Genomic DNA, 22875 nt, shown 5'->3' on the forward strand with positions numbered 1-22875 from the left:
TCGTAGCTCCCTGCCCATACCTTGGTTTGTCCGAGGAAAGGCATACCATGGTTCATATCAAGTGCGTCCCCTCTAGCCTTTCCGACATTAGCGTCAATAAGCACCAATTCATCCATACGATCTCTTAGCAATAACGTATACGCGGTCGTGGAACCTACAGCCCCTACTCCAATTACAACAACTCTAGTTTTCTTCATTTTTCATGCACTCCTTCAAATGGTTTATTTACGTAATAATACATGGCTCCCATTAATACAGAGCCTCCGACTAAATTACCTAGTGTGACTGGTATTAAATTATGAAGCATCCCACCCAATGAGATTGATCCTGGATGGTTCAGCACCAGCGCAATCGCGAAAGTACAAAGGTTTGCAATACTGTGCTCGTAGCCCGAGATGAAAAAGCAGAAAACGAACAGCATCATCGTAAACAGCTTTGGTCCGTCACCCCGCAATGACATCGGTATAAAGAAAGCTAAACATACTAGCCAATTACAAAGAATTCCTCGGAAGAACAGCTCCCATACTGGAGTGTGTATCTTCTTTTCGACTACGCTGAGCAAAAATCCGTTGACCGAAGCATCATCGAATAATCCCGTTGTCCAAATCAGCAGCGCGAACGCTACTGCCCCAAGAAAATTGCCGGCATAGCTCATACACCATAGCTTAATCACATTTAACCAGCGCATTTTGCCGCGTAATGCCGCGTAAGTGTAATAAAACGTATTGCCTGTAAACAAATCCGCGCCACCATAAGCGATTAGAATAATAGCGGCTCCGAACGTGATAGCGGCCATCGGGTAGGTAAGCGGCGAGTGCACGTTATAAAAAAAGCTGCCCGTCTTAAAGGCTACGATAACACCAAATCCGATAAACATACTCGCGAGCATAGCTCGCAGTAAATAACGCAGCTTACTTTGCATATATACTTTCTGTTTCTTTAATGCAAGCTGCTCAACCCTCATTAGAGGGACATGCTCCATAAGTATTCCTCCTGTTAGCTTCAAAAAGTGAAGCTCTGATGCTGATGTAACTCATTATAATTGTTCCAATCTATGTACTCTGTGATTTTTATCACAAAGCTTTACTCTTCATTCTCCACGGAATAGTTTTGATTTCCTTATAATTAATAGATAAAATAAAAGGAAGAAGCAAAACAAAAGAGAAGAAGGGGTGTGCAGCAATGATCTGTTATATCGCCATGCTGCGTGGCATTAATGTTAGCGGTCAAAAAATAATTAAAATGGAGCATTTGAGATCCGTTTTCGAGGATCTTCATTTGGGTCAGGTTAGAACTTATATTCAAAGCGGAAATGTCCTATTCGTAGCGAAGGAACAGGACATTTCAGCTCTTGAAACGACTATAGTGAAGAAGCTGGAAGAGGTGTATGGCTACCATGTACCCGTTATGGTAAGAACCCATGAAGAGCTTCTTCACGTAATTGACAATAACCCATTCGCAAAAATGGAGCTTGCTGAGAGCGATAAAATTTACGTCGCTTTTTTATCACATGAACCGAGCACGGAAGCTATTCAAGCTCTAATGACCTTTATAAACGACGTTGACGATTATATTCTAAAAGGACGAGAAGTTTATATTTTGGCACGACAAAACTATGGAAAGTCTCTTTTCTCTAATAACTTTCTAGAGAAGAAGCTAAAAGTATCCGCCACTACGCGTAATTGGGCTACCGTTAATAAGCTATCAGCTTTATCAGAAAGCTAGCTGACAACCATTCGAATTTCTTCATATTTCGCGTCAAATGAAATACGCAGCTCTTTATTTTCCAAGTACCATAGATTATCTTCCTCCATATAGAAGGTAATACCTTCGACCACTTCGCTTAAGCCGATTCTTCTCGGTTTATCTTTAATGACGCCAAGCGATAGGCCTGGATGAACACTGCCGCAGCCGCCTAGACGCACATATATACGAATAAAATCTCCATCCGTTAAGCCCATTTCTGTTTTATACCAACGTGCAGCAGGCTGCTCCACCACTATATTCATCATTGTCACCTCCTTAGTCAATTTTCGTACATTCAAATACCTATACATTCAGGTATTAGACTAATAGTACGTTTCTTCTTCCAAGTTGTAAATCTGAGATAATGAATGAAAACGATCACATACAAAAAAAAAGTCATACTGCCACATATGGCAGTATGACTTTTTGTTCAAATGCTCGTGAATAGCAATTGCTATTGATACGCTAGCATCTTGCGTCGAACTCGCTCACTTAATGAGGATAGACATTTTCGAATTCAACACCGCAAGGCCCGCCATCGGTATTACCATCGAGCTCTACCTTCGTTCCGTCACCACGGTAAAGCGGATTATAGAATTGTCCTATTTTAGTAGCTGATTCATTCGCATAATGACAGATGAAAGCACGTCTGAATTGATCCTTAGTTTTGTTGCGGTAAGAGCCGTGAATCAGATTGCCGTTAAAGAACAGCACATCCCCTTTATCCATTATCGCGGGAACCACCTTCTCATCCTTAGGCGGCTTCACATAATGCGTCGTAAAGGATTCCTTCGAGTCCGCAAGATCTGGGCATACAATATTATAATCATTCGTTTTCGGTACGATAAGCAAGCTGCCATTTTCTTCAGTAGCCGCATCTACAGCGGTCCATGCTGCGATACAGTTACCTGGTTCCACCTTCAAATAGAAATTATCTTGATGCAATGCCTGTCCTCGTGAACCAGGCGGCTTATAATAAAACATACTTTGCGCAGCAAGCGCTTCTTCCCCATAAAGATCCGCAAGCACATCCAATACAGGCTGATGAAGCATATATCTCATTGCCGTTTCATTGAAACGGTGCGGGTGCATAACACGTGGATACCTAGCCAATGGATCAGACATCTCAGAATCCAGATCAGGCTCAAAGTGGCCAGGTATCGTCTGATTGCTGATCTCTTCAAAAGTCTGTTCAATCTCTGTTAATTGCCCCTCGGAAAAAATCCCTTTTACAATTAAATAGCCTTCTGTTTGAAATTGCTGCTTTTGTTCCTGTGTTAAAGCTCTTAATGTATCGTTCACTTGTGTTCCTCCTCAATCGATATCCCTCAATACTTAAAGTATAAAAGAAGTTAAGGAAGAGATGAAGTAACAATGATGCTTATTTGTCACACAATCCTGCTATTCACTAGCCTTCTCACGCAAAAATCGTTATGCTGAAAACAACTAACTATCACAGGAGGCATCTGACTATGAGTAAGATTAATCTACCCTCTGAATTTAATGGAGGAGAACAGGGTTTCGTCATTGCTGGACATTTTAAAGAAACAGATACGTACTCTACTAGTCGACCTGATGGGAGAAAAGATTGGTTGATCACGTATACGTTAGACGGGGAAGGCTTTTTCGAGGCTCCATTGGAGCAATTACTATGCCAGCCTGGTGACGTTACACTTCTTCGACCTGGAACACCTCATCAATACGGCACATCTAAGGGGAAGAATTGGCATTTTGTATGGGCTCATTTCTCGGATAAATTAATGCCGACAAGTATTCTCCCAGATAAACCTTTATCCAATCAGACAGTTAGCAACGAGGCAGCTAGGAAGCGTATTTACCGAGCTTTTATGCGAATAATCTCGGACTCAAGAGAGCGCAGCAACTACTGGAATGAGCTTTGTCTCACTTCACTAACCGAAGTACTTATTCTGCTAGCCCAAAGAAGACAATACAGACATGACAGCCGCGTAGAAGAGACGCTGCACCGTTTATCTCAAAGCATGCGAGAGCCAGTCCGAATAGAAGCACTCGCACATGCCGTCGGCCTTTCGCCATCAAGACTCTCTCACTTATTTAAGGAAAATACCGGACAATCTATAATTGATTCGCTTAATCAAATGCGAATTCGTCAGGCTGCACTTCTCCTGGAGCATACCGATCGAAGCTCCTCGGAAATTGCCTATGATGTCGGCTTCCACAATTACAATCATTTCATTAATCAATTTCACAAATGGATGGAACTGAGCCCAAGCGCTTTCAAGAAAATGAAGCAGTCGACTGGGCTCAATCCCGAGCGGGAATGATTATAATGAAACCAATCTGCTTGAATCCGCTCACTCCCAAAATCAAGGGGGGAGCTATGCCTTCCACGTTAACCTCTATTGCATATTTGGCGCACATAGTTCCATCTCCCTTCTGTTTGCGATAAAACGCTCCTGTTGATTAAATAACCTCCCGCTCATCGTTCCCCGGCAGTGCTGGATGAGAAGCATGCGGCTCTAGCTGATACCAAAATGCTGTCGATGCGATATCGCTTTGCTGTGGTAGGTATCTTCCGCCGGAACGCCAGCCCAAATCCTGGATCGTTACCCGCAAATCATTCTCGAATCGGATCGGGTCCATAATATGCCACCGATACATGCCAAAGCGAGGCTGGCTGCGGTATAATCCGTCCGGCATAATAAGCTGATGCATGCCGAGATACGCGGTTGAGTAGGTCGAGTATTTCCCCTTCGGCTGCTCCCAGTTCCATGCCCCGCCAAAATAATCCTCCGTGCCGGTTCCGCATATCGTAGGAAATTCCTTATCTCCATCCATGAAAAATTTAATTTCTCCCTCGCCCCACCAACCCRTATTGTTAACCTGCCATGCCAAGTAGGTGCCGATATATTGACCCTTCCCCTTCACTCCGTCCATTATCGTATGTACGTCGCCATACGTTACAGGATTCGATCTTCTCCACTGAGCATGGAAGTAAGCCATATCCTCCGGAACCTCTGTCAGCGTGTAGTCCACTTGGTAGTAGAGCACCACTTTATCGGACTCTCTGTTCTCTACCGTAATTTTCGCGTCTTTACGGAATGGCATCATCCAGTAGCTGTTCATTCCTCCTGCTGGATTTACAGCTATCGGCTGAGAATTCACATCGCATCTCTCTTGCCAGCCATTGCAGAAGAAATCTCCGAGCGGCACTTCTACCGACGGCTGCTCCTCACCATCCCAATACATCCGCAAAATCATATTGCGCCAATGAGAAGGAAAACACGTCAGCCATATATGCTGAATTGCGCCTGGGCCCTTAATTTCAGCCATCGTGTAAGTTGATCCAGCAGCAATCTCAACAGAAGGAGATACCTTCCAGCCGACTCCCAGATCACGTGCACATTTTGCCCCTGTTCCTTCCGTCGCCATGCCACCCTTGCCTTTTTCACCATTAAAATTTTCCGCGCTAATCGATCTCGTCTGTGCACCCGATACTCTCGCTAAATTCCCCAATCCCATGTCCAACCCGTTAAATGCATTCATCCTCATATGCCCCCTTCAAAATAAATGCCGTAGTAAAACCACAAAAATGGTTAAGTATTGCTGTGCATAGATCGCAATAATATAATAGAACATGCTATCTACTATTTCGCTTTAACACTTGTGTTACCGTTTACAACGCCTATGTTAGCACAACTTTTCCCGAAAACATTTATTGCAACTTGTCATTATTTATCCAATCTTGCTAACTTGGAGTGATGTCATGGAAACGCTATTTGATGCGAAAAAAGCATTAATAATGAAGCTCTCGCCAAATGTTCGTAAAGCCTGGAACCATCGCGAAGTGGATATGCGCTTGAAATCTCGGATTATATTTGACTATGAGCTGCTCTACTTGGAGAAGGGAGAACTTACTTTAAGGATCGATGGTATTGTGCATACTATTCGCCCTGGTGACATGGTCCTATTTAAGCCGGGCAAAGAACATGAATTCATACAATCTATCGGAGAGAGCTGGATGCCGCATATTCACTTTGATGCGCTCCATGAGCCTAATTTCGAAGAGGTGCCGATTAACTACAAAAGCCTATCCGAATGCAGCGATCAGGAAAAAGAGTGGATACGCGAGGATGTATTGGAGTCCATACTGCAAATACCCGACGTCATTCGGATTGAAAACCATAGTGAAATTTTAAAGACACTGCTGCAGCTCATTCATGCCTACGAGCGACGCGATCTTGATTTTTTCATTCTGCAAAAATCATTGGTTTTGAAGCTGATTTATCTCATCATGAAAGGACTTGAGGCTAGTGACATGAATCGGAGGCACATCCACCATAAGTCACTCGATGCGGCAGCAACCCTTATCATGGAACGATTTGACCAGACGATTCTTCTTGATGAATTATCCAAGACTGCTACGCTCAGCATCTTTCACTTCTCACGTCTTTTCAAGCAAAAATACGGGCTTACACCCCATCAATTCCAGATGAGATATCGGATCGAAAAAGCGAAGCATCTCATGATTTATACACCGTTGTCGATTACGACCATTGCCGAGAAAGTAGGCTACGGCAGTGTTTACGCGTTTAGTAAAGTATTTAAACAAATGGAGGCAATGTCCCCAAGGAAATTCATTCAAACCTATACCGGACTAAACGAAATTTAATCTATGTAGCCGACTATAATAGGTCTTACTATTTTCTAATTGATACGCTATGATTGTGGAAAAAACAAATAGAAGAAGGGGATACATTCGTGTTCTACTCACTTCGCACAAGATTAATCATCATGTTCTCTCTCCTCCTGATCATTCCATTAACGATTATCGTAGCGGTGGTAATCGGCGTATCCACGGATGTTATTGGGCAATTGATTCGGGTATCAACCTCACAAACGATGAATCAGTATGCTACATACGTAAGTTCAATGACCGAGCAAGCTGAAGAAATGGCCAATCAGGTGCTGGCAAATGACATCACGCAAGACTGGCTTACTACCCAGAAGGAGCGCCTTGCAGCATCACTCACAGATTTTCAAGATAATATGAAAATGCAGCAATACTTATCGATGCTATCCAGCAATAATTCTAAAATTGAATCTGTAAGCGTTTACTTCAATGATAGATATGGAATCTGGACTTTCTCGGACGACTATCTCAAGTCGCCATGGTATACCTCTTATATTGTGGACGATCTTCGATGGACTCCTTCCCATTACGATAAGGAGCAGCCGTCGATTTCTATGAAAACTCTTCCTCTCAACAGCTACATCCATCCCTTAACAGAACTTCAGACTATGCAAAACATTGGGCTRATTAAAGTTAATATTTCAACGAAAGAAATACGAAGACCGCTTGATAGTATCCGACTAGGCGATACTGGCCATATCTACTTGGTTCAAGGTAACGGCGAGCCGATTCTTGATCAAGATATGGCGGATCACCTTGGTATTGTAAAGGCAGGACTGAAACAAATCGAGGCAACGAAGACCGATGACATCAGCGGTTATACAAGAGTAAGTGAAGGCAACAAATCTTACTTGCTCTTCTATCACAGGCTTGAGCCTTTAAATTGGATGCTGACTGGCGTCGTGTCAGAGGATGAATTGTTCAATCGCATCACATCTATCCGAACTTATGTGTTCCTATTCAGCGGCGTTCTATTAGCGCTTGCAATCGCAGGAGCCTATTGGATGTCTTCTGGTATTGTAAGTCCCTTGTCTAAGCTTGCATCCTCTATGAGATTTGTTGAAAATGGTGATTTCTTGAATGCGGCAAAGCGATTGCCCGACATGAAATCGAAGAAAAATGAGGTCAGCTTTGTCGTCCAAATTTTCAGCAGGATGATCCATCGCCTGAGAGACAACATTCAGCTTGAGGTCGAGCTGAATCTAAGAAGAAAGGATGCGGAATATAAAGCGCTGCTGCTGCAAATCAACCCCCACTTCCTCTATAACACATTAGAAGTAATTGGCTCACTTTCCGCGCAGGGGCGCAATAAGGATGTACTTAAAGTAACAGAATCACTTGGTAGAATGATGCGTTATTCTTTGCGGCTGGATAACGACATTGTCAATTTGAAGGAAGAATTGAAATATGTTAATTATTTTGCCTCAATTATATCTATGGTTTATGGAGAACGGATGAGTCTGCTTCTGCTAGATGAAACCGGAGAGGAAGAAGCTTCTATTCCCAAATTTATTTTACAGCCACTAGTAGAGAATGCTGTTAAATTCAGCCTAGATCATACCGAAAAAGTTGAGATTGTACTTATAGCCAGTCTCCAAGGCAATGATTTGTCGATATCGGTAAGAGACAATGGGATTGGCATGAAGGAAGAGCTACTTCAAGAGCTATTGGCCGTTTCTATCGAAAACGATGATTATATGCTGAACAACAATGGAAAAAGAATTGGACTTCGAAATGTCATTGCAAGAGGGAGACTCATCTATGGGGATCGTTTTCACATCAACATCGATTCGAACCCAGGAGCAGGTACAACGGTTAATTTAAGCTTTCCGCGAGGAGGAGAACACTATATATCGGGTCATGATCGTAGATGATGTAGAAGAAATTCGCAAAGGGATAAAACTGAAGGCGGATTGGTGTGAGCTCGGCTTTGATATTTGCTCAGAAGCCCAAAATGGGAGAGAAGCGTTGGAGCTCCTAACTCATCAGTCCATCGATCTTGTCATTACCGATATTCATATGCCCATAATGAACGGCTTAGATTTATTACGCGAATGCAGCTCCTCTTATCCTGATATGAAGCTGGTTGTACTGTCCGGTTACGATGACTTTCAGTATGTAAAGACGGCCCTTCAATGCGGCGCAATCGACTATTTGCTCAAGCCAGTTGTCGTCGATGAGCTTGAAGAGCTGCTGAAGAAAGTGAAAACGATTATGGATGAGGAGTTTCTACAGAGAGAAACAGAATCTAGCATAGAGCACCAACTCAATAATCATAAAGCACTCTTACAGGAGCAATTCATACTGCAATTAGCCAAAGAAGATACTCGCAGTATTCCCGAAATGATAGAGAGAGCGGGTTTCTTGAATTTGCAGCATCTGATTACAAACCATATGCATGCGTTTATTATTACCGTTCAAATGCGTGTTCCAGAGGGGCGTTACAATGAATCCCCGCTTCGTCCAGACTTACTGCGAACCGCCTTTCAACTGATATGCCGAGAAATAGCTGGTCCTTACAAACAGAACGCGATCGTCTTTTATGATATGAACCATCCATCCATGATGCATTTTTTTTTGAAAACCCAGCCCGATCTCGACTCCGCCGCAGAACCAAAGCGCTTCAGCAGTACGCTTCAACAAAAAATCGCTCATTATTTGCATCTGGAAACTGTAATTGGCATCGGCCACCTTATCACCAGTCCCGCAGAAATGAAGAAGGGTTATGCATCTGCTCTACTCGCTTGGAGTCAAAGTCGACTTAGTCAAAACTCGCAAATTGTGCAAGCCGATCATTTGCATGAGAATGTAATGGTACCTKAGGATTTGGAAATTAAAATGGCACTGTCACTAGAAAGAGGAGAATCAGGTCTATTTGAAGATACCGTTAAGGAATGGCTCTCTTTGCGAGAACAGCATTCGATGTATTCTTACTATTTGGCGGTCATGAAGATGTTCTTATTGTTTGACTCCGTCACGCGCAAATACCATTTAGAGCAAGCACCCTTTCAAGAGCTCATGTGGAGTATGAACCATACTTTATGGAAATTCGATTCCAATGAAAATAACATGGACCGGGTGCTGCATATTGGCTATTTAATTATGGAGGGAATCCGGCGCACGAAAGCATCCAGCGGAGAAGAAATTGTCAATGCCATTTGCCTTTACATAGAAGAAAACTATAGTTATGAGCTTAGCTTAGCTGGCCTTGCGGAGAGGTTCCACATTAATGCAGCATACTTATCGGACCTCTTTCACAGACAGACTGGGAAGACCTACAGCCAATATTTATTTGATACTCGCATGAAGCATGCTGAGCTTCTTCTGAAGGACGACCATCTGCGAATCGGAGATATCGCTTCTCTGGTGGGGTTTTCGAATGCGGGCTATTTTGGCACGATATTTAAGAAACAATTTAGAATAAGTCCCAGCGAATATCGTGAATCCAAAAAAAACAACATATAAGTCCCAATGAAACTCGATTCCCCCTAATATCCTGTCATGATAAGGTTAATTTGCAAGATCACTTCACTAGTAAGAAGGGAGTCTTACCTTATGAAGAAACCCGCTAAATGGCTTTATTTAGCACTAGCTATTATTCTTACGATCGGAATATCAGCAGGTTGCTCCGGTACCAACAGCAAAAAAGAAAACACGAATAAAGAAGGGAACGCCGGCGGCTCGTCAAGCTCATCCAATGAGAAGGTGACGATTAAATATTGGCGTCACGACAATGACGCTGAAGTCAAAGCATTGAACCAGCTCATCGCTTCCTTCCAGAAACAGTATTCAAATATTACGGTTAAGATGGAAATCATTCCTTACGGCGATTATGAAACCAAGATTCGTACCGCGTTAGCTGGCGGAAGCGCACCGGACATCATGGGCGTGGATGGCCCATTCATCGCTTCTTACGCGCATCAAGAAGCAATCATTCCATTGGATGATTATTTTGCACAAGATGGTGACCTAGAGGATATTACGAAGCCCGTCCAAGAAAGCTTAACTTATAATGATAAGCTTTGGGCAGCCCCATTAAATGACGCGAGCGTAGCGATGTTCTACAACAAAAAGCTGTTCCAAGAAAAGGGCATTCCTTTCCCATCGGAAAATCCAGATGAAGCATGGACATGGGAACAGGTACTGGATGCCGCCAAAAAAATTAATGATCCGGCCAAAGGAATTGTCGGTTGGGATCCGGCTTGGGGCATCGGGCCTGGCGAAGGCTCCGCATTTGTAAAAATGTCACTACTTTGGCAGGCTGGTGCCGAGCTGCTTAGTCCTGACGGTAAAACAGCAGATGGCTATTTAAATTCTCCCGAGGGCAAAAGAGCTCTTACGTTCTTTAATGATTTGTACAACGGTTCAAAGGTCGCTGCCAAAGAGCTTCCGCCAGAATCATTTGAGTCTGGAAAGATGGGCATTATGATGAACGGACCGTGGCATCTCCCACAATTAACGAACAATTTCCCTGACTTTACAGATTGGGCAGTTGCACCGCTCTGGAAAGACAAAATGCAGGTTACCCCGATGGGCAGCTGGAATATGGCCATTACGAAACAATCGAAGCATCCAGATGAAGCTTGGAAGTTCGTCAATTGGGTAACGGGCAAAGAAGGCGCTAAAGTATGGTATGAAATAACGAAAAACCTTCCTGCCCGCATATCTACTGCAGAAGCATTCCCAGAGCTTCAAGAGTATCCATTGAACATTTGGGTGAAGCAATCATCGTCGTACGCTAAGCCTCGTCCTGCTTCGCCTGCTTATCCATCGATCAGCAAAGCATTTACGGAGCTCTTCGAAGAAGTGGCATTAGCTAATAAAGATATCGATGATGCCTTAAACTCGGCTGTAGAGAAAATTGATAAAGCGATTGCGAATGTGAAGTAAGTGAAAGGGGAGCTGGCTCGCCAGCTCCCCTTTCCTATTCGCTAAGGAAGGGACGGATGTCGACATGCGCACGATGAGAAACAAAAGGCCGCTGCCGCTATTTTCTTTCCGTAAGCAGGAGGAGTGGTCCGCTTACGCGTTTATATTGCCGACTGTCGCCAGTTTGGCTATTTTTACATTTTACCCGATGCTTTATGCGCTTGTAGTTAGCTTCAAAGATTTTAATCTCATTAGTCCAAACTCGCATTTTATCGGATTGGATAACTACATCGAGCTGCTGAAAGACCGACAGTTTCTCGATAGCTTAGTTCATTCGTTTCATTTTGCCATTATTGTTATACCTGTTCAGACCGCTATAGCATTGAGCTTGGCACTTCTGGTACAGAAGACATCTTTGTTCAGCAGTCTATTTCGAACGATCTACTTCTTGCCCGTCATCGTTGCAATCGGCGTTGCCTCCACTGTATTTCGTTTGATCTACAATCAAGATTTCGGCTTGCTCAATGGCTTCTTGAAGCTAGTTGGTCTTCCAACGGTCAGTTTCTTGTCAGACCCTAAGGTTGCAATGTACGGTGTCATGATACTTGGCATGTGGAAGGCTGTCGGTTTTTTTATGATCATCTTTTTAGCCGGTTTAAATAATATTTCCAAAGACATTTACGAGGCTGCCGAGGTCGATGGCGCTACTCGCATGAATATGTTTTTCCGAATTACATTGCCTCTACTTAAGAGAACGACGGCTTTTGTAATCATCATCACAACGATGGACGCTATCAAAATATCTGGGCCGATCTTTATCCTTACAAATGGCGGGCCAGCAGGCTCTACTTCAACAGCCACTTTTTTTATTGTGAAACAGGCTTTTGATCAATTAAGAATGGGCTACGCGACAGGTGCGGCTATGATCCTATTCGTACTCGTACTCTGTATTTCTATCATTCAATTGAGGCTGTTCAAGTCTGATGTCGAATATTAAGGAGGGCTAACCATGAAGAGAAGTTTGCTTGATATCGTTAAAATCATCCTCATGCTTGGTTTGGCTATCGCAGCCGTTCTACCCATCGTATGGATGGTACTCGGTTCTTTCCGTGCGCACGAGGAGATATTTAAGTACTCGAGCGAGTTACAATGGCGAACGATATTTCCTGTGAATTGGACTTTTGAAAACTACGTAAAAATCTTTACTGACGCCAGCAAACCATTCAGCCGATTCATTTACAACACGCTGCTAGTTGCAGTGCCCGTTACCTTGTTGTCACTGCTCTTCAATTCTATGGCTGCTTTTGCTTTTGCCAAGATGAGGTTTCGGTTTAAGAACATCATCTTCCCTATCTTTCTATCTGCTTTGGTCATCCCGGGTGAGGTTACGCTTGTTCCGACTTATTTGCTAGCCAATAGCTTCGGATGGATCGATTCCTACACCGCTTTGATCGTTCCAGCAATCGTATCCGTATTCAGCGTGTTTCTTCTTGTACAATTCTTCTCTGACATTCCACGCGATTTGCTGGAGGCGGGACGAATTGACGGCGCTTCGTGGTTTGGCATTTATCAAAAGATTATATTGCCCGCATCCGTGCCAGCAATCGTTACGCTGTCCATCATTACCTTCCTCGGGCAATGGGATTCTTATCTTTGGCCGCTTATCGTTATCAATGATCTGGACAAACAAATGCTGCAAGTCGCGATTGCTTCATTCTCTAACATGCAAGTTACTGAGTGGGGACGCATATTAGCAGCTGATACAGTCAGTTCTATTCCTATTCTCATCTTGTTTGTGTTCCTGCAGAAATATTATGTACAAGGCATTACGATGTCAGGTGTAAAAGGCTAATATTTTGTTGTGAGTAGGAGAGGAATATATGGAGCAGTTACAGCTTGAGCTTGGGATAACTGAATTTTCGAATCATTTTGTAAAACAGATCATGTTCGATCCAATTGGTCTTAATAAGCCTGTAATTGATCGGAAGCAGCTTGATCCGAATACGATGCATATCATGCTGTCCTATACTTTAGAAGAAGAAATTCAGCAGGACGATTGGCAGCTTCACGTCCTGCCGGCTTTTCAACCTAGCTTTCATTGGGCTCCACATCTCACGCCTACCGACAGTCACATAATGGACCAACATTGCTTCCGTTCTCCCGCTTTGGTTGCACATGACGAGCATTATTTGCTCATTCTTATTCCTGATCTTGATATTCTGTCCAAAGGTACGCCTGTGAGATGGTATATGGATCAGGACGCCATTCGTAATCGCCTGACACTCGGTATGAGCAACTATCAAGTAACCGATCATGTATTATTCGTACGTGATCAAGGTGCGGCATATCCATCTGGCAAAGTAGATATAGGTTTCTACTTGATGATGTTTGAGGATACAGCCGTAATCGTGAATCCATGGCGTCCTGTTCTAGATTTTCTATGGACGAAGTGGGGTGGTCCGCAGCATCAATCGGGAGCTCCTAAGGTCGGGCCTTTGAACAATTATGTAGAGCATACGTATCGCTTCGCGTTCGATCATTGGAAGGATGTCGTATGGCAGCAATTTGAGCTGGATGGGAAAACGGTCGGTGCGCCTGTATTTATTGTGAATGTAACCCAAAGCCCCAATTATGCTGGAATCGCTAGTGAAAGGGAAAGTCGTTCTATCTGGAATCAGGCATGGTTCAGCTCACTTCGTTCCGCACAAGGCTTGTATCGATATGGAAAGATGAATAATAATGCAGATTTCGTTAATCGAGCGCTGATGACGAAGGAGCTCGCGCTTGCCGCTCCGCTAAGTGGCGGAATCTTCCCGACTGTTATCGGTACGCGAATGGAAGAGGTTGTTATAGATGGACAGACCGTGAATCGTTCGCTCGGTTGGGACACGTATTATTGGGGAAACTCCAATCGGAACCCTATTCATCCATGGGAATCACCCGAGCATGCCCCTTATCATGTACTCGATATGAGCTGGACCGCACTTCTTATGCTTCGGTGGTACGAGGAGCTCGAGCAGGATTCGCGGCTTCTCGCTTATGCATCGTCCTATGCCGATCAATTGCTAACCTTGCAAAGCAACAATGGCTTCTTTCCCGCTTGGCTCCATCAAGAAACTTTGGAGCCGTACGATATTTTAAGCGAATCACCGGAAACATCCATGTCTGTTACTTTCCTACTTAAGCTGTATGAGCTTAAGAAGGATTCGAAGTATTTAACAGCGGCATTGCAAGCTATACACACAGTCATGAAGGATATTATTCCAATTGGGCGATGGGAGGATTTCGAAACATATTGGTCGTGCTGTCCGTATGGGAGGACGGATCAAGTCGGCAGCAAAATTGAGCGTAATAATAGGTTCAAGCAATGCAACTTCTCGATATTTTGGACAGCAGAAGCTCTCTATCACTGCTACCAGATCACGGGGGATCGGAACTACTTAATTGTCGGAGAACGGTGTTTGGATGAAATGTTAATGAGCCAAGCCTCTTGGCAGCCTCCTTACATTTATGTAGAAGCACTTGGCGGATTTGGCGTAATGAATTGTGATGGGGAATGGAATGACTCACGGCAAAGCTTATTTGCGGAGCTGATCCTGCAGTATGGAATTGAGCTTGAGAGAAATGAATACATGGAACGAGGAAAAGCCGCTCTACAGGCTTCATTCGTCATGATGTATTGCCCTGAGAACGAGAAGACGAAGGAACAATGGGAGAAGGCCTACCCCTTTTTCAACGCGCAGGATTATGGCTTTATGATGGAAAATTACGGGCATRGCGGTGAAGTCAATCCCGAAGGCCTCGGTATGGGCACCTTTACTATTTATGATTGGGGGAATGGCGCCGCATCTGAAGCTTATCTCCGAATCAAGGATCATTTCGGTGAAATGCCGTGGTTAAAATAAATAGTTAGGCCGCCTGGTCCTATTGGACCGGCGGCTTTGTTCTACTTATTGTCAGTCCTTTGAATCATTACGGCCGTCATTCATTAGCTCCAGTAATGCTGGAGGAATCGAAAACTGCTGATTGTTAATCATAAGCTGCATCAACCCCTMCTCTTCTCCCATATGCTCTTCTTTTATTAATTCAATTTCATCATGAAGGCGTTCCATCTTCTGATCCAAAGCAGTTGCTGCATCTGCGGCTTCCTTTAGTTCCTGAAGCATATGCATCGGTACGCTCTGATTGTATTTATAATAAATTTTATGCTCCAAGCTCGCCCAGAAATCCATGGCGATCGTCCTAATTTGTATCTCGACACAAACCTGTTCTTGTCGATCGGACATAAATACAGGTACTTCAATTAATAGATGAAGACTTTGATAACCATTCGGTTTAGGGTTTTTAATATAATCCTTTACCTCTATAATTGTCAGATCACTCTGTTTTTGCAGCATTTCACTTATCACATAAATATCCGAAATAAATGAGCAAGTAATTCTCATTCCGGCTATATCTCTAATCTTGTTTTTTATATTTGAAAGATCAAGATCTATACCTTTCCTATATATCTTTCTCATTATGCTTTCCAGCGATTTTATGCGCGACTTCGTATTTTCAATCGGATTATAGTCATGTAAAATATGAAATTCCTCTTTTAAAATTTCTGTCTTCGTCTCTAGCTCATCTAAAGCGAACTTGTACATCATCATGAATCGTGTCATTTCCGTTTTCATTTTTTTTAGCTGCTTGACTTGATCTGAAGTCATTATTATGTCTTCCCTTCAATGTGCAATCTTATGAATTTAATTATAACCTCTTTGATCTTGGAAGCCAAATTGCTAGTCTTCTAATAGGAGCTGCTTACCCATTACTTCAAACTCCTTGATAGGGGAAAATGATAAATTCCAATTATAATGGAGGTACAAGCTTTGATTCAGAAATCGTAATGTATAGGTAACCACATATGGCGTTTCAATATAAACCATCGTAAGCTTCAACGTTATTTGATCCAGCCAAGTAGCATAGGTGATAACCTGTTGTCGATGCTGACGTAAATCTTTAACAAAGATATCATGGGTATGTACTGGTTGGAATAGGTTAAATGGAACAATTTTATTATTTCCTTCATCTTCATAACAAAATTCAACTTCCAGCAGCTCTCCGCTCCTATAAAAGCTGATTTTATTGAGTTTATGAGGATTATCATCCATCTCATAGCTGTCATTATTTATATCAAAAATGTCATCTAGTAAAAGTTGCGAATCTGCAAAAGAAGACTTCATAGAAGAAAGTTGCTGTTCTAAAATAGAAGCATCATTATCAACTATTGGGATTGTGGCATTATTTAAATTGTCGATAATATATTCATAGACTAAATCCAGCAGCGTTTGAAGTTGATTCATACTTTTAAAGCTTGATGTTGCCGCAATGACGATATTTTCTTTGGGTGCTACAAAACATAATTGTCCAAATGCTCCATCGCCTCGAAAGGCACCACGTCGACATAAATGAAATTGATAGCCATAGCCTTGCGCGGAATCTATTCTATCCGTAGTGCTTCGATTGTCACTCTGCTCCATTGTAGCTAATGCGATATATTTTTCAGATACGATTCTTTGGTTGTTGTATGTACCTTTGTTTAACAGCATCTGTCCAAACTTAGCCACGCTTTCTGTTGTGAGACTAAGTCCCATACCTCCCGCTATTATTCCTTTAGGACAAGTTTCCCACGAAGGCTTTGCGATCCCTAGCGGTTCAAATAGTCGCGGCATTAAAAAACCAACTAAATCTTGACCCGTTGCTCGTTCAATAATAGCCGATAACATATAGGTAGCATGAGTATTGTACAGATAATAGATCCCTGGATCATTTAATATGTCCAACGATAAAAATGTTTTTACCCAGTCTTCTTCCGCTGCTACTGTACTGTAAATATTATCTTGATGCCCTGTACTCATAGACAAAAGATGGTGGATGGTCAACTTCTCCAAGTTTACAGAAACTTTTTCTGGTAACTTATCAGGGAAGAAGGAAATCACTTTATCCTGCAAGTCCAGAAACCCATTCTCCCAAGCTATACCAACTGCTATAGATGTAACGCTTTTGCTAAGTGAATATAGTAATTGTACACTGTCTCTACGATAAGGCTCTCTCCAGAACTGGGCAGTGGCTTTGCCGTCCTGCAGCAGCATTAAGCTGTTTACCTGTAAATCCAACTGAACCATTCGCGTAAAAAAATCCATTAACGCCTTCGAGGATAATCCATGGTTTTCGGGAATATCGCTTAATATTTCCATGATTTAAGTCTCCATTCAAAACAAGCTACTCAAATATTTAGGTACGCCATTATTAATATTACTATCAATAACCTTGTCTGCTGCATTTCGTACGATTTCATTAGCGTTACTGACCGCATACTTCTCATCTGCAGCTTCGAACATAGGTAAATCATTTAAATTGTCCCCAAAGCAAACTAATCTATCAAAATTATATTTTTCCTTCAAATATAATACCGCTTTTTTTTGGTAGCATGGCAGCTCGCAATTTCAAGCCAATGAAATCCCGGCGTATAGATATCCGGACCAAAATGGCAGACACATGTATCTTTTTTGAATAACTCATTATAAGCATAAGTTAGATTGGCAGGAGTATCTACCGCATTATTATATTTATCTTTCTGACGCACCGTTTAACTGTTTTCCCAATTTTCATTGCTTGATAYGGAAACAACTAACGGACATAGGAGACCTTATTTTTGAATTTATAGCTAATTAGGGATACCTTACGGACATGAGAGCCGTTATTTGCTTGAAAAAGAACGAATATGACCTCTCTTAAGCGGAATAACGGAACTCATGTCCGTAACAACTCTCAAACGTCTCATAATTCACAAATAACGGATCTAGTGTCCGTTAGCTAATCGGAGTAATTAGAGAAAACAAAATATACATGAAAGTAACGGTATGTTTAGGGGCATTAGAGACTGGTTGCCATCACTACTCAATTGGATGAATGATAACCAAGTCACAGCGAACAAAAAAACATCCAATCTGGGCGTAATCCTAATCCCAAATTAAATGTTCTTTTGAGCACCTGCTTATTCGTAATTCACCACTAAAGACTGCCCCGCATCGATCACTAAATCTTCCTCCGCCATCGAAATAACCGAAACAGTCCCGACTTTCCCGCCCTCAAATGTATTGCCGCTTATCTGGACTTCGCTGCATGCCAACAATCGGATAAGCGAGTCGCCTTTCATACCTTGTAAACCTTTCACACCAGCGTTCTCTTCCACACGCCTGCTATGCATGATCCGATTTTTCGAGAATATCAGATTTCTAGTACTCTTAGCATCTAAAAGTCGCGATCCTACCATTTCAATATCGTTTCCTTCTATAACAATGTTGGAATGAACCGGGTTTTCCGCCGAAATGACTGTATTTTCTGGATGAATTAAGATTACGGGTTCGTTGCCCTCTGCACAGGAGATAATCCGATTGCCTCTAACTTCGACGTCTTGCACCCTACCCGACTCAAACCAACTTTCCGCATCATCGGCGACCAGGATAGCACTCATCTGTGTTCCTTCGAAAATATTGTCTTCAATGACCACTTTACGGCGAGTCGTCATAAGAACCCCGCGAGTTGGTATACTTCTGAAATGATTACCGCGGATATACACTTCAGGAGTCCAAGTTATATTTTCGATCACATCGTCCTCTTCAATGTTCTCCGGAACGGGTTCATCCAAAGTCAGTCCGATTTCCCGCAAAGRGATGGAAGATACGTCAGTTATAATACGTGTTGCATAAGGAGTTAACTTTTTGGCAGAAATAAACTCAATCACATCTCCCGGATGAAATGCCTTAAATCCGTAGCTCTGAGGATGCATGAAACGAACACAAAGGGAGCGTTTGCCATCATGACCTACAATTCGAAGGTGCGTGCCATGGACGTTGATCGCATCATCATGTGCTCCCTCAAACAAGCTGTTATTTATAGATATTTTCCCCTTATTACCGGAGAAATGCATAAAGTCGGCAAACGCCGCTGCCGTTCTTCCACTGGAAGAATGAGGCGCTAGTTGCAAACGATCGAATGTAAGGTTCTCACTAAATTGTCCGACGATGCCTAGACCATGCATATATCTCATTCCAATATTGCTCCATACGATATTTCGGCAGCTGATCAGCAAAGATCCGACCTGATCCCGGATACCGTCACGCATTTGAATAACATGATTGATCTCTGTGAGTGGAGCAGATTCAAATAGCAGCCTGAGCTTGCCGTTATCGATTTCTTCTACATGACTAGCTAAAGTTACTGGATTTGGAACCCGCCATGTCCGCTCGCTGAGTGGATCATATTGTTGCGCCGGACCGTCAGTGTAGCTCCACCCATCACCGACCCATTTCAGTTTTCCATCCCGCAGCATGTAACGGGAATCTGAATGAACCTCTACGTCCCAATGACGCTCACCAATTGCTGTGATTCTCATTTCAGAAATGGTAGGACGATCAAAATCGATATTCAAGTTTCGTATTTCTGCATCMTCACAGCCATCCATAACAATTGGCGTCATTTTTCCATGAAAGAGGAGCAAGGAGCCATTCCCTTCCACGCAGAATTGACTTGCTCCCTTGAAGAACAATCCAATCTTCTTGGTCGGATCAGCATGCTCTACTTCGCTAGCCGTATTTGAAACATAATAGGCTTCTTTTACAGAATGATCCGGGTGTATATCATATCGTCCAGGCGGAAAATCAATGACCACGGGGCCCTTCACGCTGGTAGCAGCATTAATTGTCGATTGTATCGCTTGCGTTGCATCCTCACCGGAATCTGGTTTTGCTCCAAAGTCTGTTACCCGAAAAACTGTCTGATCATTTCCTATACCATTCATTTGACTAGACAACATATATCCCCCTTATTAAAGTCTATTAGAAAAATCGATATAATAGGTCTCTCCCGCTTGGGTATCCAAAACCGTCACTTGACCGTTATAAGCGACTTTGCAGGTTTTTCCATTCAACGAAATGATTTTGCATTGCTTCAAGAGCCCATCCTGCCACTCCATATCAATTTCGAACCCGCCGCGTGCTCTAAGCCCCGTCACTTTACCCTCTCTCCAAGCATCAGGAAGTGCGGGAAGCAATTCCACTACATCGCTATGACTTTGCAGAAGCATCTCTGCAATCCCTGCAACTCCTCCAAAATTGCCATCGATTTGAAAAATAGGATGTTCGTCGAGCAAATTAGGAAGTGTTGATTTCTTCAATAACATTTCAACACTAGCACGAGCTTGCTCGCTATCTTTTAAACGAGACCAGAAATTAATGATCCATGCGCGACTCCAACCAGTATGACCTCCTCCGTGCTCCATCCTATATTCCAATGTCTTCCTTGCAGCTTCCATCCGGTCTGGAGTGGATGCATGGGTATATTGAGCGCCTGGATAAATAGCGTACAAATGAGACATATGGCGATGACCCGGCTCGACCTCTTCTACATTTTCATACCATTCCATAAGGCGGCCATCTGTTCCGATACCCGACATAGCCAGCTCTTCCCAAACTTCCTTCACATGATCAGTGAATTCATCACTTATCCCTAATTCTCCCGCGGCTTCGACCACACATGCGAATACATCCCATATGATTTGTTGATCCATCGCTGGGGCCATACATAAGCTCACGCCTGTACCATTTGATGATATATAAGTATTTTCCGGTGAAGATGAAGGGCCCGATACCCATTTCCCAGTTTCCGGATGTCTAACCAACCAGTCCAAGAAGAAGAGTGCAGATTCTTTCAGAATCGGATAAGCACGCTCAGCCAAAAAGCTGCTGTCTCCAGTAAACCGGTAATATTCCATGAAGTCCCGGACACACCAACCCGCTCCCATAGGCCACATGCCATAAGATACCGCTCCAAGAGGGGCAGTAAATAACCATGCATCGGTCGTATAGTGCGCTACGAAGCCCCGACAATCATAAACTTCGCGTGCTGTCTTCCTACCCTCTTCAACCAAACCTTCAATGAGGCTAAAATAAGGCAGATGACATTCCGCAAGATTGGTTACCTGCGCTGGCCAATAGTTCATCTGAAGATTAATGTTTATATGATAATCGCTGTCCCATGGTGCCTTCATATGCGGATTCCATATGCCTTGAAGGTTAGCCGGCATGTTGCCTGGACGACTCGAAGAAATTAGCAGGTATCTCCCGAAATGAAAATACAAGGCAATCAAATCTTGATCCTCGCTGCCTGATCGGAAAGCTTCCAGTCTCCGGTCCGTYGGAAGCGTATCAGCGACCGTTGAATTTTTGAGCTGAAGCTCTACGCGTCTAAATAACCGTTGGTGCTCGAGAATATGCTCACTCTTCAACTGTTCATATGGTTTCTGCATAGCTTTGTTCAGATCAACGTGGCATTGTTCGAATAAGTTATGGCGCAACGGTTCCATCGGCTTTGCGAAATGATAATCGGTGCGAACAGCTAAATATAGGGTCAATGTATTGGCACCGCTTACAAGAAGTGCACTTCCCTCTTGCTTCACAGTACCTCCTTCCGCTACTGCTCTTAACACACCAGTAAATTTGACTCCTAGATGTGTCGTTCCATGTGCAGCCTGCGCAGTAAGCACTAGCGAATCATTATCCATAACCTCAGCAAACGTATCTTCATCGCGTGTTAAATCAATCTGTGTGTTGATATGGCTTTGGCCTTCTGTATACCAACGAATAACAAGCACTTGATCGTTCGCGCTTGAGAAAGTCTCGCGATAATGACGAACTCCAGCTTGGAGATAAGAAATTGTTGCGACTGCTGTATCCAAATCCAACTCTCGTCTGTAATCACTTATCGGCTCGCTACTCGGAGCATCCAAGTCATAGAGCCATATATCTCCAAACGGTTGATAGCTTCTAGGCCCCGTATGCGGAGAAAGCACCTTCTGCTGAACCAGCTGCTGCGCTTCTTCACTTTTACCCGCAAACAACAGCTCTCTTGCATCACGAATCGCTTGCTTCGCATCTGGTTGGTGAACAGGTACTGGCGGGCCTGCCCAGATGGACTCTTCATTCACCTGAAACCGTTCCTTTGGGTAATCACCAAACACCATCGCCCCGAGTCTTCCATTTCCGATCGGCAGCGCTCGATTCCAGCTTTCTTGCTTGTCCCCTGCTTCCAATGTTGACGGTTGGTCGTACCATATCTTTTTATTCTCACTCATCTTGCGGCAGCTCCTAGCCTATTGGATTTTATTCTTAAGCCTATTACATATACGCTGCTCTGCCACAAATGACTCGGAATCAATAGCAAAAATGTGGAAATAAATCGAAAACCCCCGCTACTAAAGAAAGTACGCGGGGGTTTCTAATAGATATGAGCTTATTTAATAGAAGCTGCTTTCTCGTTCATCAGCGCAAGAATCGATTCATAGTCTCCCATTTTCTTGATCTCTTCCTTATACTTGTCCCACTCATCGAAGCTTTTCTCTCCGATGATAAATTTTGTTACCATCTCGCTGACATACGTGTTTATAGACGTCATGGTTTCGCTCCGTTGCGCCTGCTCTTCCTTGCTCAATAATATTGTTGGAGCTCTATCCAGCGGTGCGATGGACTCTGAACCACCATATTTAT

At 43.2% G+C, this 22875-nt stretch carries 19 protein-coding genes and 1 pseudogene; 9 read left to right on the forward strand and 11 right to left on the reverse strand.

The features are described from left to right. Both AC1DWN_RS11370 and AC1DWN_RS11375 read right to left on the reverse strand, forming a co-directional pair. On the reverse strand, positions 1 to 197 hold a 197-nt coding region (locus tag AC1DWN_RS11370), incomplete at its 3' end, for a lactate/malate family dehydrogenase (RefSeq protein WP_477559013.1). Then, on the reverse strand, positions 194 to 982 hold the full coding sequence (locus tag AC1DWN_RS11375) for a formate/nitrite transporter family protein (protein ID WP_477559014.1): 789 nt from the start codon (positions 980 to 982) through the stop codon (positions 194 to 196). The genes AC1DWN_RS11375 and AC1DWN_RS11370, both read right to left, overlap by 4 nt. A gap of 200 nt (positions 983 to 1182) precedes the next feature. Here AC1DWN_RS11375 and AC1DWN_RS11380 point away from each other — a divergent pair, with 200 nt between their 5' ends. After that, positions 1183 to 1725, forward strand: a complete 543-nt coding sequence (locus AC1DWN_RS11380; protein ID WP_477559015.1) for a DUF1697 domain-containing protein — start codon at positions 1183 to 1185, stop codon at positions 1723 to 1725. On the opposite strand, the gene AC1DWN_RS11385 is transcribed toward AC1DWN_RS11380, so the two are convergent. Both AC1DWN_RS11385 and AC1DWN_RS11390 read right to left on the reverse strand, forming a co-directional pair. Then, positions 1722 to 2012: a HesB/YadR/YfhF family protein gene (locus AC1DWN_RS11385; RefSeq protein WP_477559016.1), complete on the reverse strand. Its 291-nt coding sequence runs from the start codon at positions 2010 to 2012 to the stop codon at positions 1722 to 1724. The genes AC1DWN_RS11380 and AC1DWN_RS11385 overlap by 4 nt on opposite strands. Before the next feature lie 226 nt (positions 2013 to 2238). Next, complete coding sequence (locus tag AC1DWN_RS11390) at positions 2239 to 3048, reverse strand: phytanoyl-CoA dioxygenase family protein (RefSeq protein WP_477559017.1); 810 nt, start codon at positions 3046 to 3048, stop codon at positions 2239 to 2241. 170 nt (positions 3049 to 3218) lie between these two features. Between AC1DWN_RS11390 and AC1DWN_RS11395 the strand changes: the two genes are divergently transcribed. Then, entirely contained in the window at positions 3219 to 4049 is an 831-nt protein-coding gene (locus tag AC1DWN_RS11395; protein WP_477559018.1) for a helix-turn-helix domain-containing protein, read from the forward strand. A 139-nt stretch (positions 4050 to 4188) separates the two neighbouring features. Here AC1DWN_RS11395 and AC1DWN_RS11400 read toward each other — a convergent pair whose 3' ends face one another. Continuing rightward, positions 4189 to 5271, reverse strand: a complete 1083-nt coding sequence (locus AC1DWN_RS11400) for a glycoside hydrolase family 172 protein (protein WP_477559019.1) — start codon at positions 5269 to 5271, stop codon at positions 4189 to 4191. Between the two features lie 220 nt (positions 5272 to 5491). Between AC1DWN_RS11400 and AC1DWN_RS11405 the strand changes: the two genes are divergently transcribed. The 7 genes from AC1DWN_RS11405 (at position 5492) to AC1DWN_RS11435 (ending at position 15192) form a co-directional block, all read left to right on the forward strand. Then, complete coding sequence (locus AC1DWN_RS11405) at positions 5492 to 6397, forward strand: helix-turn-helix domain-containing protein (RefSeq protein ID WP_477559020.1); 906 nt, start codon at positions 5492 to 5494, stop codon at positions 6395 to 6397. A gap of 89 nt (positions 6398 to 6486) precedes the next feature. Then, entirely contained in the window at positions 6487 to 8292 is a 1806-nt protein-coding gene (locus tag AC1DWN_RS11410; protein WP_477559021.1) for a sensor histidine kinase, read from the forward strand. Further along, positions 8279 to 9883 (forward strand): response regulator transcription factor, encoded by a 1605-nt coding sequence (locus tag AC1DWN_RS11415; protein ID WP_477559022.1) that lies wholly within the window; start codon positions 8279 to 8281, stop codon positions 9881 to 9883. The genes AC1DWN_RS11410 and AC1DWN_RS11415 overlap by 14 nt, the downstream gene beginning before the upstream one ends. Before the next feature lie 90 nt (positions 9884 to 9973). Continuing rightward, on the forward strand, positions 9974 to 11308 hold the full coding sequence (locus tag AC1DWN_RS11420; RefSeq protein WP_477559023.1) for an ABC transporter substrate-binding protein: 1335 nt from the start codon (positions 9974 to 9976) through the stop codon (positions 11306 to 11308). A gap of 64 nt (positions 11309 to 11372) precedes the next feature. Further along, positions 11373 to 12284, forward strand: a complete 912-nt coding sequence (locus AC1DWN_RS11425; RefSeq protein WP_477559024.1) for a carbohydrate ABC transporter permease — start codon at positions 11373 to 11375, stop codon at positions 12282 to 12284. Positions 12285 to 12296: 12 nt separating this feature from the next. Next, a complete protein-coding gene (locus tag AC1DWN_RS11430) occupies positions 12297 to 13139 on the forward strand; it encodes a carbohydrate ABC transporter permease (RefSeq protein ID WP_477559025.1) in 843 nt (280 codons plus the stop codon). Between the two features lie 28 nt (positions 13140 to 13167). Then, a complete protein-coding gene (locus AC1DWN_RS11435; protein WP_477559026.1) occupies positions 13168 to 15192 on the forward strand; it encodes a hypothetical protein in 2025 nt (674 codons plus the stop codon). Positions 15193 to 15243: 51 nt separating this feature from the next. On the opposite strand, the gene AC1DWN_RS11440 is transcribed toward AC1DWN_RS11435, so the two are convergent. From AC1DWN_RS11440 to AC1DWN_RS11465, 6 genes and pseudogenes are all read right to left on the reverse strand, one after another. Next, a complete protein-coding gene (locus AC1DWN_RS11440; RefSeq protein WP_477559027.1) occupies positions 15244 to 15996 on the reverse strand; it encodes a GTP pyrophosphokinase in 753 nt (250 codons plus the stop codon). 72 nt (positions 15997 to 16068) lie between these two features. Continuing rightward, positions 16069 to 17526: a serine hydrolase domain-containing protein gene (locus AC1DWN_RS11445; RefSeq protein WP_477559028.1), complete on the reverse strand. Its 1458-nt coding sequence runs from the start codon at positions 17524 to 17526 to the stop codon at positions 16069 to 16071. Positions 17527 to 17541: 15 nt separating this feature from the next. Then, complete coding sequence (locus AC1DWN_RS11450) at positions 17542 to 17733, reverse strand: HAD family hydrolase (protein WP_477559029.1); 192 nt, start codon at positions 17731 to 17733, stop codon at positions 17542 to 17544. 593 nt (positions 17734 to 18326) lie between these two features. Beyond that, a complete protein-coding gene (locus tag AC1DWN_RS11455; RefSeq protein WP_477559030.1) occupies positions 18327 to 20147 on the reverse strand; it encodes a right-handed parallel beta-helix repeat-containing protein in 1821 nt (606 codons plus the stop codon). 12 nt (positions 20148 to 20159) lie between these two features. Then, positions 20160 to 22463, reverse strand: coding sequence for a glycoside hydrolase family 95 protein (locus AC1DWN_RS11460; RefSeq protein WP_477559031.1), 2304 nt, complete (start codon positions 22461 to 22463; stop codon positions 20160 to 20162). Between the two features lie 158 nt (positions 22464 to 22621). After that, a pseudogene (locus tag AC1DWN_RS11465) lies at positions 22622 to 22875 on the reverse strand (hypothetical protein); the annotation flags it as partial.

Source organism: Paenibacillus sp. P4_A7 (assembly GCF_056402455.1).

What these genes read in the sequence shown, in the direction of transcription:
- AC1DWN_RS11375 (WP_477559014.1), bottom strand. Translation starts at nt 982, where the DNA reads ATGGAGCATGTCCCTCTAATGAGGGTTGAGCAGCTTGCATTAAAGAAA.
- AC1DWN_RS11380 (WP_477559015.1), top strand. Translation starts at nt 1,183, where the DNA reads ATGATCTGTTATATCGCCATGCTGCGTGGCATTAATGTTAGCGGTCAA.
- AC1DWN_RS11385 (WP_477559016.1), bottom strand. Translation starts at nt 2,012, where the DNA reads ATGATGAATATAGTGGTGGAGCAGCCTGCTGCACGTTGGTATAAAACA.
- AC1DWN_RS11395 (WP_477559018.1), top strand. Translation starts at nt 3,219, where the DNA reads ATGAGTAAGATTAATCTACCCTCTGAATTTAATGGAGGAGAACAGGGT.
- AC1DWN_RS11405 (WP_477559020.1), top strand. Translation starts at nt 5,492, where the DNA reads ATGGAAACGCTATTTGATGCGAAAAAAGCATTAATAATGAAGCTCTCG.
- AC1DWN_RS11420 (WP_477559023.1), top strand. Translation starts at nt 9,974, where the DNA reads ATGAAGAAACCCGCTAAATGGCTTTATTTAGCACTAGCTATTATTCTT.
- AC1DWN_RS11425 (WP_477559024.1), top strand. Translation starts at nt 11,373, where the DNA reads ATGCGCACGATGAGAAACAAAAGGCCGCTGCCGCTATTTTCTTTCCGT.
- AC1DWN_RS11430 (WP_477559025.1), top strand. Translation starts at nt 12,297, where the DNA reads ATGAAGAGAAGTTTGCTTGATATCGTTAAAATCATCCTCATGCTTGGT.
- AC1DWN_RS11445 (WP_477559028.1), bottom strand. Translation starts at nt 17,526, where the DNA reads ATGGAAATATTAAGCGATATTCCCGAAAACCATGGATTATCCTCGAAG.